The sequence below is a fragment of the Methylomonas sp. 2BW1-5-20 genome, assembly GCF_052474515.1.
Genome location: NZ_CP184127.1, coordinates 4,563,624 through 4,579,347 on the forward strand (window position 1 = coordinate 4,563,624; position 15,724 = coordinate 4,579,347).

Below are 15,724 nucleotides of genomic sequence, written 5' to 3' on the forward strand. Positions count from 1 at the left end.
TATGTCGAAAGAGAAGCATTTTTTCGTTGGGAATTTGTTGGCTCCTCGCTGGCACGATCGCCCAGTTCAACCCGCCTGGGAAATTATTCCCAATATCGCTAAAAATGCAAATGAATCAGTAGGTTGGTGCTCCTATCTATTAACAACGGAAAAGGCCTTAGTAGGTGAACACGAAGAGACAAATGAGCAAGGTAAGTTTGCTTACCGTTTCCTTGTTCGTCAGAGTGACTTTCGATTCCTACTTGCATGTACAGCAAAAGAGGTGCTCGAATATGTTACGCGAATTGCAGACTTGGAAAATCGCGTGACTCCACCAACAATAAACATTGCAGCGCTGGTGGAAATGCTAGTTGATCGTCCGAAGAATTATACGCTGAGCACTGTCTATGCGCGTATTGATGGGTTCGGGCAGGCTTTCCGCTCTATTTCAATGTACGGATCAGACTTAGCTGATGCAAAATTATTCCGAGATATTGCGCCTCAGATAGCTCCCTACCGCGTAACACTTCGCGATCAGATTTATCGGGATGATGTATTAACTATTAGTTCACGAGGGGAAGTTAGTTTTGTGCATCGTGGTCCACAAAGTTTACGCCAAGTAGATGAAGCGCTGAGATTTCTCGCCAAACACGAATTTATGAACTGGGATTTAGAATGAGTAAAGGGATATCATCAACTGCAGCTATGAGCAAAATGGCGGTTCGTACAAGTTACGAGGACGGAGATATTTTAAATGACTATCTTGCCGGGCAGTTGCAAAAAGGATCCTTGGCTATCGTTCTGGGGGCTGGTGCATCGTTTGGTTTCGGTCTACCAAGTTGGGTAGAGCTAATAGATCAGATGTTTACCGAAGTTGGCAAAACGCGAAATAGTTCTTGGTCACTCGAACAAGCTGCCGAAGAATTATGCATAGGCGTATATTCTAATGATCGGATGAAATTTGCTGAAGCAGTACGCCGGGCGCTCTATAAGGGAGCATCACTGACTTTTGATGATTTGCGTAAAAACGATCTATTGGCGGCGGTTGGTGCGCTCACTATGGCTTCTAGTCGAGGCAATGCGGCTAAAGTTGTTTCATTCAATTTCGACGATATTATAAAAGTATACCTATCTTATTTTGGCTATGATGTTTGTATTGGCGTGAACCTTCCAGCCTGGAGCAGACGTGCGGACGTTCATGTGCTTCATCCTCACGGGCTACTTCCATCTACCTTAGCCGAGAACATTCCTCGCAATATTATCTTTACGCAAGCAGATTACGATGATATTACTGGAAACTCATCTGACTATTGGCATTCTGCAATTTTAGATGTTTTCCGGTCTCATACATGCCTGTTTATTGGGCTATCTGGACATGACAAAAATTTAACAAGTTTGCTAAAAAAAGCAAATGATACACATGCCAAACAACAGACAGGAGAGCTATTTTGGGGAGTGAGATTCAGCCTAGCTGCAGACCCATTATCGAATAGCTGGGAATCTCGAGGTGTGTTTCAGTATCAAGTATCTGGTTTCGATCAAATCCCAAAAATACTTTTTAGTATTTGTCAGCGTGCGGCACAAAGGCAGCAATGAATTGCTTAATGTAGAATTCAAGTGCAACTCAGTATCAGGCAAAGTGCAAATTTAGGTGCACCAATCAAACGATACCAACCCAAAATCAAGCAAAACCGAAACTTCCATCATTTTAAAAAACCATCGCCCAGTTATAAGTTATCGAATTCAGGAAGCTAGGCCGAGCCGATTGATCGGAAAATTAGTCGCATTGAACTACTAAAAAACTAGGCGTAAATTTAGGCGCACATCTCAAACAAATTGAGTTAAAAGCAACTCATATTGAAACATACTGAAACTTCCGATATATAATGGTTGGGCAGTAGTTTCCGGTTGTTTCAATTCGTCTAACAAGCACTCGTAACGCGAAGGTCGTAGGTTCGATTCCTATTGCCGGCACCATTTAAAAAATCAACACATTAACCTTGTTAAAAATTTGCAAACGTTGCCTCGCAAGTTTCTCGTACAAAGTGCCGGGAAGGGTGAGATGGCATGCAAAAATGCGGATGGCGTATAGACTTATGCCTTCCTGTCCTGCCAGTCGCTTTGTCCCGGCCCGGCCGGTCTTAGGCCGCTAATTGTTAGCGCGGTCCCGAGGTTTTCAATCAGGACTTTTTACCCGAAGGTATTTCACGTCCTTCCCTTGTACTTTATAGAGATAACATATTTTGAGTTTAAATAGTTACCAGTCGGTTGATCGCGAGCAATTAGCCAGAGACATCAGTCAGCTTCACAAGCAAGCTTTAGCCGATATCGGCCCAGCGGATTTCGCGCATTTGAAAAAGATGGAGCGTTGGGGAAAAGCTTGTTCTATCGTCGGTTACGCTACGGCGTGGATTATGCCAAATCCGGTTTCCGCACTGTTAATCAGTCAGGGTAGTTTTTCCCGCTGGACTGCAGTTGGTCATCCCATCGTGCATAAAGCTTTCGATAAAATGCAGGATACTGACAAAAATTACACCAGTAAAAAATTCGCGAAGGGTTGGCGGCGGTTTTTGGATTGGCCGGACTGGATGACCCCCGCAGGCTGGCATCACGAACACGATTTGTTACACCATTACAACCTGGGCGAAGAAACCGATCCCAATAACGCCCAGCACAACATGGAATGGTTGCGGCAATCCAGTCTGCCCATGTGGCAGCGCTATGCCATCGTGGCGTTTTTTTCCGGTATCTGGAAAATTATTTATTACACGCCGCGCACGCATAAGGAATTGGTTTTGAATGCCGCCCGCTTGCAAGGTAAACCCAAACCCGAAACCACACGTATCGGTGCCTGGAGCCTGTTTACGCCGCAAGGCAAGGCATTGTGGCTGGAAAGCGTATTGCCTTATACCGCTTATCGTTTTGTGCTATTACCGCTGCTGTTCTTACCGCTGGGATCTTTTGCCGTCATCAGTGTGTTGATCAATTCCATTCTGGCGGAGATTTTCACCAATATGCACAGCTTTTTGGTGATGATCCCGAATCATGCCGGCGATGACGTGATGATGTTCGATGAGAAATCGCACAGCAAGGGCGAATTTTATTTGCGGCAGATCTTGGGTTCGGTCAATTATCCAACCGGGTCTAATTTCAATGACTTTTTCTACGGCTGGTTGAATTATCAAATCGAACACCACTTGTGGCCGGATTTGCCGCTAAGTCAATACCAAAAAATGCAGCCGCAAGTGAAAGCTTTATGCCAAAAGCATAATATTCCCTACTGCCAGGAATCGGTATTTAAACGCATGTTGAAAGCAGCGGATATTATGGTAGGCAAAACCTCAATGCTGAAGCCGGCGTTTGCGCATTAAACCGAAAGCGAATTGCTCCAGTAAGGATTGAAAGCAGTGTTGTCTTCGATGCCTGCTGGAGCAAGTTTAATATTTTTAGTTTTCGTCACTTCGCTACGTGCGTGCCAACATCAATGCAGGCGATGACGATCCCACACGGCCATGTTCCTGGCCATACGCGAGTAAATTAACGAGAAAAACAATATGAGCGATATCACTGATACCAGACCCCAACCAATCGCGGCCAAGCCCAATTGGAATTACGATTCGTATTTTTTAGCCCAGTTGGAACGTATCAATCAGCAATCGAACAAGGAGGAGCCGAAAAAAACGACGGTTGAAGATACTCCGAAGGCAGAACCCGACGGCGATAGCTAGTTGCGTTAGCTTTCCCCTCGGCTGTTTGCCGGGGAAGGGAAACGGTTAAAGGTTCTAAAGTTCAAAAGAATTGATGGTTACGCGAAGCCAATGGCGGCTTGTGACATTAGCTAGCGCTGGTAGCATATGCATTGGGTGCGGTTATGTGCCGGTATCTTTTTCCTGACCCTGGCGTATTGATTATGAAAACCTACTCTAGGCTGGTGCTTTTTGCCTTATTCGCGCGGTTCATTTCCGGAACAAGTGCCGCACAAGATTTGCCGGCCGCGGCCGACTTAATCTCAAACTACAAATTACATGAACGCAGCATCAAGGTTGTCGAGCCGCACCAGACAAGTAAGAGCCGTTACTCTTACGTTGAATATGCCGCAGTCCCCATGGACGAATTGTTGTTTCGGATGTTTGGGAATGAATGGCAGTCTGCGGACAGCCAGATTGTTTTCTTCGCCAAAGATGGTTACAGATCGGCCATATCCAGTGCAAAACTGACAAAGTACCGGGCGTATCTGGCCTTCGCGCGTAGCGATACGCAAGCATTTACCGTCGATAATATAGAACACGATCAAAAAGGCATTGAGCTAGGGCCTTATTATTTGATTTGGGCTAATTTAGGCGTTGAAGAACTCATTACCCATGGTGCCTATGATTGGCCGTATCAGGTCACGCGGATTGAGTTACAACGCAAAAACAGCCAAGATAAACTTCGTCCGCAAAATACTTCGGAAGCGACTCGGATAGGTATGTTGGACACTGAGAAATATTGCTTAAATTGCCATAGTATTCGCGGCATAGGCGGGCAAAAATATCCGCTCGATTTAATTGAGGCAAGCTGCCGTTGGCAAGAAAACGCGTTAAAGGAATGGATCGAAGCGCCGAGCGTGATAAAGCCTGGCACGGTTATGCCGGCGTTAAATCGCATGCTTGCTTCCGAAGAACGGGAGCAAGCCATTACACACATCGTCAACTATCTTAGCGCGCTGAAAAACGAACAACCTTCACCTTGCGCCAATAAATGAATGTCAACGCGCGGGATTTACAAGGCTATAGTCGTTGTCGAACGCAAAAATGCTAAATTTAATTAACTTTAATAAAGTGTTGCATAAGCTTGTTTTAGAAGATTTTGTTTGAATTTTCAGCGGTTTCCGTCAATTATAAGGACGAAAGCCCTATTGAGTTTTAGTGAGATGGTGGCAGAATCCTCCGGGCTTGGTGCTTGCGGGAGGTATTATGAAACTATTTGCAATATTGATATTGGCCGGAATTGGCTATGGTCTAGTGCTGTTTTTGCGCGGACTCATCAAAGAACTGACATTGTTTGCCGTAGAGGCATGGCGAGACGTTGAGATCAGACAATAGGCTGGTCTAACCCTGACAAAATAGAATGCTTAAACGTGCGGAAACGCCCTAAATTGTCAATGAGACAATTCAAAGCCGGGACATTCCCGGCTTTTTTGTGCGCCTAGTTTTTTCGCATGACTTCAAACGATAAATGCGGGCAATCTGAGCGGCGTCGCCGTATTTAGCGGAGCGGGTGGTTTAATGGTCCGGTTCTGCTGATTCGTCGAGCTCGAAACCAAACATCCGCATGCCATGCAAATAAAATTTCCGGTTGGTCCACCGTAGGCAAGCTCCATCATCAAGGTGGGATGGCTGCACTGCTCAATCTCGGTATGATTACTTATCGGTATCGCTGTTCTATTATCCATAATGTTTCCTTATTACTGCCTAAGCCGACTGGCTAGGTCCTTTTGTGTGCGGCAACTTTATCCGGGTTTCCTTAAAACTACATTACGAGTAAATTAAGATCGGATTATCGGAAAAGGGTACAAGCTTAGCCGGCCAATATCGTTTTTTGCCGTGAAATTCCGCTCTCGTGGTGCGTAAACATAGTCAAGGACTGGTTGGCAACACCGAAGTTCCTTCAATCATCGGCACTTTTGTTAGCAATCGATAGTAATAATGTCGCTTAGCAAGGTTTTTTGCCTATCAATTCGGAGTGAAGATAGATGCAGTTTAGTTGGTGGCGCAAAGGTGATTTGGATGGCTTCTTCGGTTTGTTCGTGGATAATTTGATCCAATTGATCCTGATTGTGGTGTTGTGCGGCGCGATCCTGAACATGCCCGGAGAAATGGTGTTCGGGCGTATTCTGCCCGGTGTCGCCGTCAGCCTGCTAGTCGGAAATCTATTCTATGCCTATCAAGCCCGAGCTTTGACGTTAACCAGCGGAAAAGCCGATGTTACAGCCTTACCGTATGGGGTAAATACCGTGTCCCTGTTTGCCTTTATTCTGTTTGTGATGAAACCGGTACTGGATCAAACTCATGATGTGGAACTGGCGTGGAAGGTTGGATTGGCGGCTTGTCTGGGCTCGGGTTTGATTGAGTTTGGCGGTGCGTTTGTCGCCGCTCGGGTAAAACAAATCACGCCGCGCGCGGCCCTGCTGGCCACACTGGCCGGCATTGCCATCACCTTTATTTCCATGGATTTTTGCTTTCGTCTGTTCGCCGATCCCTTGATCGGATTTATCCCGCTGGCTTTTATCCTGCTCCAATATATCGGCCACATGTCCTTGCCCAAGGATGTGCCGGCCGGTCTGGTCGCGGTTGTGCTCGGCACCCTGTTGGCCTGGGGATTGGGGCGCATGGATACGGCAATGCTGGTCAATGCCATGCATGTTCAGTTGCAACTACCCCGGCCATTTGTCGCCGACCTGATGGAAACGACATTCTCGACCTACATAATTACCTATCTTCCGGTGATTATTCCGATGGGCTTATTTAATTTACTCGGTTCCTTGCAGAATTTGGAAAGCGCGAACGCGGCCGGCGACCACTATCCGGTGAAAAGCTCGTTAGCCATGAACGGCCTCGGCACGATGGCCGCCGCCTGCTTCGGAAGCGTTTTTCCAACGACGATCTATATCGGCCATCCGGGCTGGAAGAAGATGGGCGCTGGTGCCGGCTACTCGATTGCCAATGGTGTCGCGATTACTTTGCTTTGCCTGTTGGGATTGGTGGGTTTTGTTTCGGCCTTGGTACCGGTGGAAGCCGGTGCGGCGATACTGCTGTGGATTGGGATTATCATCGCGGCCCAAGCTTTTGAAGCCACTCCCAAAGCGCATGCACCCGCAGTGGTGGTCGGTTTTTTTCCGGCCTTGGCCGCTTGGGGCTTAATGCTGCTGGAAGGCGCTTTGCGGGCTGCGGGAACTAATATCGAAGCCGTCGGCATCAAAGCGTTGACGCTGCAAATGCCTATTGCCGGATTGATTGCGCTGGAGCGCGGTTTTATATTCACCTCTATGATTTTGTCGGCGATGACCGTCTGTCTGATCGATAAACGCTACCGTGCCGCCGCCATGTGGGCGGTGGTTGCCGCTGTAGTCAGTGCCACCGGCTTGATGCATGGTTACAGTCTGGAAAACGGCGCCGTAATCAATGCATACGGCCCGGCACACACTTGGCCATTTGTATTGGGATATGGCGGGATTGCGGCAATCTTTTTCGGATTGGGTTGGTGGAACAATACGCTTGCGAAATCCAATGCCGACCACTTGCCTTAGCCTAAACCCGTAACGCAGTGAACGCCAAGGGGATGCGGGATGAAAACACAAAACGGCTTAGCCAATTAATGTCGCTGATTTTGCCGATCTGCGCTTGAGCTTAAGTCCCCGGGTCGGAAGCGCATTTGCAATTCAACGATTATTACAAAATCGAAGGCCTGGAAAACCGCCGTGTCGGCGGGCTTACGCGCGCACCCTACGCATTCGACGGCAAACTCACAGATACGTGTGTCCGGCAAATTGTAGCAAAGGCCCGATGCTATACCGGGCGTCCGTTCAGGTTGGCCGATAATGAACTTATGGCTAAACCGGTTTGCGCATCGTCACGAACTCCTCCGCCGCGGTCGGGTGTATGCCGATGGTGGAGTCGAACACCGCTTTGGTCGCCCCGGCCCGAATGGCTACTGCCATACCCTGGATAATTTCGCCGGCATCGGCGCCGACCATGTGTATACCCAATACTTTGCCGGTAGTGCGCTCCACCACCATTTTCATCAGCGTTTTTTCGCCTAGTCCGGATAGCGTGTGTTTCATCGGCGTAAAAACCGACTTATAAATATCGATGTCCGCATACCGCTTTCTGGCTTCGGTTTCGCTTAAACCGACGGTGCCGATGTTGGGTTGGCTGAAAACGGCGGTCGGGATGTTGTCATAATCCACGGCGGCGGATAGATTGCGGTAGCAATGGTTGACAAAGGCCATGGCTTCGGCAGTGGCAACCGGTGTCAAGTTGATGCGATTGGCGACATCGCCCAGGGCATAAATCGAAGGAATATTCGTTTGGTAGAAAGCATCGACCTTGATCGAGCCATTGGCATCGAACGCCACGCCCACGGCGTCCAGGCCTAAACCGCTGGTATTCGGCGTTCTGCCGGTGGCATATAAAATTAAATCGGCGGCCAAGGGTTCTGGTTGTTCGGTGTGGGCGATCAAACCGGACTCGGTGTTTTCAATACGGTTGATTTGGCTGTTAAAACGGATGACTATGCCTTTTTTGGTCATTTCCTGAGCGACGAAATCCCGGACATCGTCGTCGAAGCCGCGCAACAGTTTATCGCCGCGATAACTCAGCGTCGTTTCAACCCCCAAACCGTGCAAAATGCCGGCAAATTCCACGGCGATATAGCCGCCGCCGACAATCAATACGCGTTTAGGCAGATGCTCAAGCGCAAACATTTCGTTGGAACTGACGACATATTCTTTACCGGGAATATCGGGTATCGCCGGTTGCGCGCCGGTGGCTAGTAAGATGCGCTCGGCGCGAAATTGTTGCTCGCCTACCGCTACGGTATGGGCATCGAGTAAACGTGCCTGGCCGGTAAGGACCTTCACGCCGGAATTTTCCAATAAGCCCTTGTATATGCCCTGCAGCCTGTCGATTTCGCGGTTTTTCTGCGCCAGCAAATGCCGCCAGTCGAATTGCGGCTTGGAAACAGACCAGCCAAAGCCCGCGGCAGCCGCAAAGTCTTCCGCGAAATGGGCCGCATAAACAAACAGTTTTTTCGGCACACACCCCACGTTCACACAAGTGCCGCCCAAATATTGGTTTTCCGCTACGACTACCCGCAAGCCCAAGCCGGCCGCCATTCTGGCCGCGCGCACGCCGCCGGAGCCGGCGCCGATCACAAACAAATCCACATCGTATTCGGTCATATTAGTTCACTCCAAGTTTTGGAAGCCGGACCGAAGATTTCGAATCTCCGGTCCGGGCGGATGCTTAAGCTCGATTCAAGTAAGCAAGCATGGTATCGGCATCGCTGATCGTGAAAGGGTCGTCAGGGTGGTTGTCGGCTTGTCCCGGTTCGCTGAACAATTTAACGATCCGGCCATCCTCAACCAGCATGGCGTAGCGCCAGGACCGGTAACCGAAACCCAAATTCTCTTTTTTTACCAGCATGCCCATGCCGCGGGTAAAGTCGCCGTTGCCGTCGGGCAGCATCTTTACATGTTGAATGCCCAAATGCTTGCCCCATTGAAACATGGTGAACGCATCGTTCACGCTAAGGCAGTAAATCTCATCCACGCCGTGGTCGATGATTTGTTGGTATTGGGCGTCGTAGCCCGGCAAATGGGTGTTTGAACAAGTGGGCGTGAAAGCGCCGGGTAACGCCACAATCACAACCTTTCTGTTTTTGAAAATATCGTCGCTAGTCACATCCTGCCAGCGAAACGGATTATCGCCGCCGATACTTTCATCGCGAACGCGGGTTTTGAATACAACATTGGGTACGGTGTTAGTCATGGTTATTCTCCGGTTATAAGTCAGTGTTGGACGGCTTGGCCGCCATACGTGAAACGCTTTTGATTCAGTACGGAGATAGTCTATCGACGACCGATCGCAATGAAAAATCGATTGTTTTTATACTAACGATAGATATTGACTATCTATTTTGTGGGGCTAAGGTCAAGTCAGCAAAATATGGTTCCAGGAAAATCGGAGACCTTCGTTTTCCTAAGCAGTAGCAATAGGGACGCCGTACCGAATAGTTCGGCCCTACTGGAAGAAGTGCCGCAGACACCAATGGGGAAACGGTAGCCGATGCCGGGTCGTCTCGAATCCTAGGAAAAACCGGTAGCTATGCCAATCACGCCAGCTGCGAAATGAGCGGCGGCAATAGCTAACCGTCAGAAGTTGCACCTGTCGAGGACTGAAAATCTTCTTACCAATGCCCAAGATTTTCGGCGAATGCGCTTTGCCTCCGTAGCGGCTAATTGCTGGTAATTTGCCGATATCGAGGCAGCGATCAAATCGGAGTTTATTTTATCTGTTTGATTTAAAACAATTAATTGTTGGCACGGTTTTGGCTGAATTAAGAAAAAAGCAGTGATATCTACCCGCTATCCGCAAGGTCTGATGCATGCGCTAGAAGCTTTTTCTTAACGACTGTGAGTAACAACCTATGAAGCAACGTTTTAATTGTCAGCTTAAGCCTAGAACGGGTTTAAAAGGATTTTATAAATTCGCAGTAACAGGATCGCTGATGGGTGTATCCAGTTGGGTGTGGGCGTTAAATGCCGGCACAGACCTCGATCTGAGCTTGAAGCCCATCGCCGGAGGCATGGCTGGCGCTGCTTTCGTCCGCCCTCAAGAAGTGTCGGCAGCGGTTTTTGGGAATCCGGCCACCTTATCCCAATTTAAAGGTTTTAACTTTGGCTTGGGGGCCGCCATTTTGGAACCAGAAGTCAATAGCCAACAAAGTAACGCCGGATTCAGCAATATCTCGCACAGCCAAGCGACAAACTACATTGCTCCAGATGTCGCTTTAAGTGGAGAAGTTGGACAAGGGTTCGTAATTGGCGCAGGGATAGGGGTGGATTCTGGTTTGGGAGCGGATTACAGAACACAACCTATTAACGCCGGCGCAGGTCTGGGTTTACAAGGTAACGGTGTCGCCGGCGCGGCAACTCTGCCGTTACAGGTTGAACTGCTATCCTTTAGCGCCAACTTGGCGGCGGCCTATGAAATCACCCCCAAGTTATCGGTGGGTGCCGCATTGACAGTAGGCTACGGCATCGGTCAGCTGGGTACGGGCGGTAACAGCAGCGGCTTACAAAGCTTGACGGGCAATTTCGGCGGCACCACCGCAAGTGCGCACAATATTTCAACTCGCGGCTCGTTAGGCGCGACCTACCAGTTATTACCCGAGCTTTCTATTGGCGTTTCAGTCAAGAGCCCACTGAAATACAGCTATCGCAACGTCTTATCCACTACTGTGGGAGGCAATGATCGATACCAGACTCTGCATGTCGAGCAACCCTTTGAAGTTACTTGGGGACTGGCTGGCAATCCGACTCGGAATTTGTTGCTTGAGGCCGATGTGCTTTGGAAACGTTGGTCCGAATCCTCACTGTATCAAGACATTTACCAAGACCAATTCCTTGCATTGCTTGGCGGACAGTGGAGTCAAGGTAATTGGCAATTTCGTGGTGGCTACAGCTATGCCAGCGATGTCTTGCGCGACAAACCGAACGGCACGGTTTCCGGTGCTTCCGGCCTCGGCACACTGCCGCTCGACACCACAGTTCCCGGTGTCCTCAATCAAAACGACTTAATCAAAGTCGTGCAAACAACCCTAGGCCCCGTGGTTTGGCAACACACCGTAACCGCCGGTCTCGGCTATCAATTCAATCCAAAATTCCGCTTGGACGCATTTGGTGCGTATGCCTTTGAGGGTTCGGCGCATCGCGACACGCTGGCGCTGGGCAGCTACTCGGTAAATGGCAGTGAATGGTCGATAGGTGCCGGCGCTAATTTCCGATTCTGAGCGTTTAACGCATTGGTTAACAAGACTTTTTCAACATCTACACAGGTTAAATTTATGAGTACATTAAACGTCGTGGTGGTATCCGGTAACCTGGGTTTTCCATCCAAAACCCTGACTTTAGCCGAACAGATTTTGGCTGAAATAAAGTTACTGACACCGCTTAATTCCACGGTTTATCAACTAGCCGACTGGGCAGCAATATTTGGTCCGGCTCGACACCCAGGAGAATTGAACGATGAAGCCCGCAAGGTATTGCAAACCATAGCCTCGGCCGATCTGCTGATTGCAGTTAGTCCGGTTTATAAAGGTTCCTATACCGGCGCTTTCAAGCATTTAGTCGACTTTATCGATCCTAATGCTCTGGTCGGCGTGCCCGTGATTTTGGCCGCCACTGGTGGCGGCTACAAACATGCGTTGGTTATCGAGCATCAACTGCGCCCATTGTTTGCATTCTTTGGCGCTAATGCCTTGCCGGTTGGTATTTATGCGGCGGAGCAGGATTACGATGGCCAACGTTTTGCCGAACCAATCGTACTGGAACGCATCTCGGCGGCGGCACAACAGGCTGTTGATGCCGCTCAAACCCGCATTCACTCCCTTCAAACCACTCAGAAAACCGCATAAGGAAATACAACCATGGCTCAACATGATTACGAAAAAATTCGCACCGACATTCGCAAACTGGTCGATGAGGTAATACGACCCAACGCCGAAAAAACCGATGAAGGTATATTCCCACGGGAAAATCTGAATGCCTTGGCTAAGGAAGGTTGGAACGGTGTGCTAATTTCCAAGGAGTACGGTGGCTTAGGCTTGGACCATGTAGCCTTCTCGATTGTAGCCGAGGAAATCGGTCGTGCCTGTGCTTCCACCGGACTGGTATACGTGATGCACACTGGTGCTGCGCAAACCATCAATCTGTTCGGGAATCATGATCAAAAGGAACGTTGGCTGAAACCGGCGCGCGACGGTCTGGTCGGCACTTACTCAACCAGCGAAAAAGCTTCTGGCGGACACTGGTGGTTCAATTTCAGCGAAGCGGCTCGAGACGGGGACAACCACTACCTGTTAAATGCGGAAAAGTCCTTCACCACCAGTGCCGGTCAGGCGGACTATTACATTTTTCAAACGCGTTCGCCGGGTGCCAAGGGACCAACCGATATCAGTTTTTTTATCGTCGATTCCAAGTTACCCGGGATTAGTCACGGCGTATGGGAAGCGTTAGGCGTCAGAGGAAATCACAGTGGCCCGATTACCTATAAGGATGTACGGGTGGAAACGCGCAACCGCTTGGGTGAAGAAGGCCAAGGCAAGGACATCGTCTACCACGGCGTATCGCCGGTTTATCTAATTGGTTTAGGTTCGGTGTGGCACGGTGTAGCGCGTGCTGCCTTGGAAAGAGCATCGGAACATTTATCCGCCAACATACATCGCGACTTTAATCGCAAACTTTCTGACTACCAAGTGTTGAGACAACAATTGGGCGAATCCAAAGTGTTGATCGAAAGCCTTGGTCCGTGGCAACGCGAACTGGCTCGCAAACTGGACGATTTACAGGCTAATGGCGAACCACAAGGCCAAATCTTGATTCCACTGACCGAATTCAAAGTGCACGCCGCTGAAGTGGCTAATATCTCGGCGCGCAACGCACTGGATGTCAGTGGCGGTTACGGCTACAAAAAAGGTCCGATCGAACGCATTTTCCGCGATGCCCGCGCTGGTATCGGTATGGGGCCGTCCAACAATATTGCGCGCGAATGGATAGGCAAAGTTCTGGTTGGGTTACCGCTGGAATTGTTCGAGGCTGGCGGCGAATAACCGACTAACCATCCTATCTTGTCCGCCCGGATGCTGCCCATGCGCGGCATCCGGACTCTTTCTGCGCTTAAAAGGAGCCACTATTGTGAGTCTGCTATCTTCAAATCAACTCTCTCCGATTAAATTTGCCTACTGGGTACCTAATGTCAGTGGCGGATTAATTATCAGTAATATCGAACAGCGCACCAGTTGGGATATTGACTATAACCGCAAGCTGGCAAGGATTGCCGAAGCAGCCGGTTTTGAGTACGGGCTGACTCAAATTCGCTTTACGGCCGGTTACGGCGCCGAGAATCAGCACGAATCGGTCTCGTTCAGTCATGCGTTATTGGAGTCCACTTCAACGCTGAGAGTGATTGCTGCGGTTTTGCCCGGCCCTTGGCACCCGGCAGTGCTGGCCAAACAAATTGCCACCATTGATCACCTAAGCGGGGGGCGTATTGCCGTGAATATTGTCAGCGGCTGGTTTCGAGGCGAATTTACCGCTATCGGCGAACACTGGCTGGAACACGATGAGCGCTATCGTCGCTCGGAAGAATTTATCAGATCCATTAAAGGTATTTGGAGCGAGGATAACTTTAATTTCCAAGGCGACTTTTACCGCTTTCACGATTACTCGTTGAAGCCAAAACCGCTACAACAGCCGCATCCCGAGATTTTCCAGGGCGGCAGCTCGCGCGCGGCCCGGGATATGGCATCACGAGTATCGGATTGGTATTTCACTAACGGCAATACCGTGGAAGGCATCAAAGCCCAAGTGGACGATATTCGTGCCAAGGCGTCGGCAAACGGGCACTCGGTCAAAATTGGCGTCAACGCTTTTGTCATCGCTCGCGATACCGAAGCGGAAGCCAAGGCCGTGTTGAACGAAATTATCGACAAAGCCAATCCGGAGGCGGTGCAAGCATTCAGCCGTGAAGTGCAACAAGCCGGTAAAGCTTCTCCGGAGGGGGAAGGTAATTGGGCTAAATCCACTTTAGAAGACCTAGTGCAATACAACGACGGTTTTAAGACCAACTTGATCGGTACTCCGGAGCAAATTGCCGAACGTATTGTGGCATTGAAACATATCGGCGTTGATTTGGTGCTGACCGGCTTTCTGCACTTTCAAGAAGAAGTGGCCTATTTTGGCAAGCATGTACTGCCGCTGGTCAGGCAATTGGAAAGCGAACAATCGGTGGGTGCCTGATGGGCCCTGTGGTGGCGAGCAGCCAAATACAAGCCGTGTTCGAGCAGGCCGAGCGGCTCGCCGCCGATTTTGCCAAAACCGCGATTGAAAGAGATCGTTTAGGGGGTACGGCAAAGGAGGAGCGCGACCAATTGCGCGCCAGCGGGCTGCTGAAACTCATCATTCCCGGAGAATTGGGAGGCTTTGGTTTTAATTGGCATGACACCTTACGTGTCGTTCGGATTATTTCCCGTGCAGACAGTTCGCTAGGCCACCTGTTCGGCTTTCAGCATTTACTACTGGCTACCGTGAGACTGTTCGGGGACCAATGGCCGCATTTTTACCGAGAAACGGCCGAACACAATTGGTTTTGGGGTAATACCTTAAATCCGTTGGACACCCGAGCGAAGTTGATTGCGGATGGCGCCGATTGGTTGATAGACGGCCATAAGAGCTTTTGCTCTGGCGCATTGGATGCCGATTATCTGATCGTTTCGGCATTACGCGAGCCCGACGGCAAGCTTTTTATAGCCGCGTTGCCGCCGGACCGCCCAGGCATTACCCGCTTTGCCGATTGGAACAACATGGGGCAGCGCCAGACTGACAGCGGCAGTGTCGCGTTCGACCATGTGCGTGTCTACGATCACGAAATCCTGCGTAACCCCGGACCGTTGGGAAGTGTCTTCGCGACGCTTAGGCCGTTGATCGCGCAGCTTGTCCTGACCAATATTTACCTAGGTATAGCCGAAGGCGCGTTGGCCGAGGCGAGGCAATATACCCGCTCGCAAAGTCGGGCATGGTTTCTATCCGGCGTGGAGAGTGCCACGCAAGACCCTTATACCCTAAAGAAATATGGTGAGTTTTGGGTGGATATCAATGCTGCGGCGTTGGCGACAGACTATGCCGCGCAAGCATTGGATCTGGCGTGGAGCAAAGAGGATTCCTTGACGGTGCAGGAGCGCGCTGATACCGCTATTGCCGCTGCCACCGCCAAAGTGTTGGCAACCCGCTCCGGATTGGATGTGACGCAACGCTTGTTCGAAGTGACAGGCGCCAGAGCAACCGCCGCTCAAGCCGGTTTCGATCGTTTCTGGCGTAATCTGCGTACCCATTCCCTGCATGATCCGGTTGACTACAAACTAGCTGATTTGGGTGCCTGGCTATTGAACGGCCAAGCACCTAAACCCAGCTTTTACTCATGAGATA

13 protein-coding genes are annotated in these 15,724 nt (G+C 49.9%); 11 read left to right on the forward strand and 2 right to left on the reverse strand.

Annotated elements, in window-relative coordinates; genetic code table 11:
- The first annotated feature begins 1 nt into the window (after position 1).
- The 6 genes from ACH50O_RS21030 to ACH50O_RS21055 all read left to right on the forward strand — a co-directional run bounded on the left by ACH50O_RS21030 (position 2) and on the right by ACH50O_RS21055 (position 7,267).
- The gene (locus tag ACH50O_RS21030) at positions 2-658 is read left to right on the forward strand and encodes a hypothetical protein (protein WP_446809705.1); all 657 of its coding nucleotides are present in this window, start codon (positions 2-4) and stop codon (positions 656-658) included.
- Complete coding sequence (locus ACH50O_RS21035; protein ID WP_446809706.1) at positions 655-1,575, forward strand: SIR2 family protein; 921 nt, start codon at positions 655-657, stop codon at positions 1,573-1,575. The genes ACH50O_RS21030 and ACH50O_RS21035 overlap by 4 nt, the downstream gene beginning before the upstream one ends.
- Positions 1,576-2,222: 647 nt before the next feature.
- Positions 2,223-3,350, forward strand: coding sequence for a fatty acid desaturase family protein (locus ACH50O_RS21040; protein ID WP_446809707.1), 1,128 nt, complete (start codon positions 2,223-2,225; stop codon positions 3,348-3,350).
- Between the two features lie 183 nt (positions 3,351-3,533).
- Positions 3,534-3,707, forward strand: a complete 174-nt coding sequence (locus ACH50O_RS21045) for a hypothetical protein (protein WP_446809708.1) — start codon at positions 3,534-3,536, stop codon at positions 3,705-3,707.
- A gap of 182 nt (positions 3,708-3,889) precedes the next feature.
- On the forward strand, positions 3,890-4,723 hold the full coding sequence (locus ACH50O_RS21050) for a c-type cytochrome (protein ID WP_446809709.1): 834 nt from the start codon (positions 3,890-3,892) through the stop codon (positions 4,721-4,723).
- A gap of 990 nt (positions 4,724-5,713) precedes the next feature.
- Positions 5,714-7,267, forward strand: coding sequence for an NCS2 family permease (locus ACH50O_RS21055; RefSeq protein ID WP_446809710.1), 1,554 nt, complete (start codon positions 5,714-5,716; stop codon positions 7,265-7,267).
- Positions 7,268-7,570: 303 nt separating this feature from the next.
- Here the strand turns inward: ACH50O_RS21055 and gor are convergent, their stop codons facing one another.
- Together gor and ACH50O_RS21065 are read right to left on the reverse strand one after the other, a co-directional pair.
- Positions 7,571-8,920, reverse strand: coding sequence for a glutathione-disulfide reductase (gor, locus tag ACH50O_RS21060; RefSeq protein WP_446809711.1), 1,350 nt, complete (start codon positions 8,918-8,920; stop codon positions 7,571-7,573).
- Between the two features lie 64 nt (positions 8,921-8,984).
- Positions 8,985-9,509, reverse strand: coding sequence for a peroxiredoxin (locus tag ACH50O_RS21065; RefSeq protein ID WP_446809712.1), 525 nt, complete (start codon positions 9,507-9,509; stop codon positions 8,985-8,987).
- A gap of 739 nt (positions 9,510-10,248) precedes the next feature.
- On the opposite strand from ACH50O_RS21065, the gene ACH50O_RS21070 reads away from it, so the two are divergent.
- From ACH50O_RS21070 to ACH50O_RS21090, 5 genes are all read left to right on the forward strand, one after another.
- Positions 10,249-11,532: an OmpP1/FadL family transporter gene (locus ACH50O_RS21070; RefSeq protein ID WP_446809713.1), complete on the forward strand. Its 1,284-nt coding sequence runs from the start codon at positions 10,249-10,251 to the stop codon at positions 11,530-11,532.
- A 54-nt stretch (positions 11,533-11,586) separates the two neighbouring features.
- Positions 11,587-12,156, forward strand: a complete 570-nt coding sequence (gene msuE / locus ACH50O_RS21075; protein WP_446809714.1) for an FMN reductase — start codon at positions 11,587-11,589, stop codon at positions 12,154-12,156.
- Between the two features lie 12 nt (positions 12,157-12,168).
- Entirely contained in the window at positions 12,169-13,350 is a 1,182-nt protein-coding gene (locus tag ACH50O_RS21080; RefSeq protein WP_446809715.1) for an acyl-CoA dehydrogenase family protein, read from the forward strand.
- Between the two features lie 85 nt (positions 13,351-13,435).
- On the forward strand, positions 13,436-14,539 hold the full coding sequence (gene sfnG / locus ACH50O_RS21085; RefSeq protein WP_446809716.1) for a dimethylsulfone monooxygenase SfnG: 1,104 nt from the start codon (positions 13,436-13,438) through the stop codon (positions 14,537-14,539).
- Entirely contained in the window at positions 14,539-15,720 is a 1,182-nt protein-coding gene (locus ACH50O_RS21090) for an acyl-CoA dehydrogenase family protein (protein ID WP_446809717.1), read from the forward strand. Before sfnG ends, ACH50O_RS21090 begins: the two co-directional genes overlap by 1 nt.
- Positions 15,721-15,724: the final 4 nt, after the last annotated feature.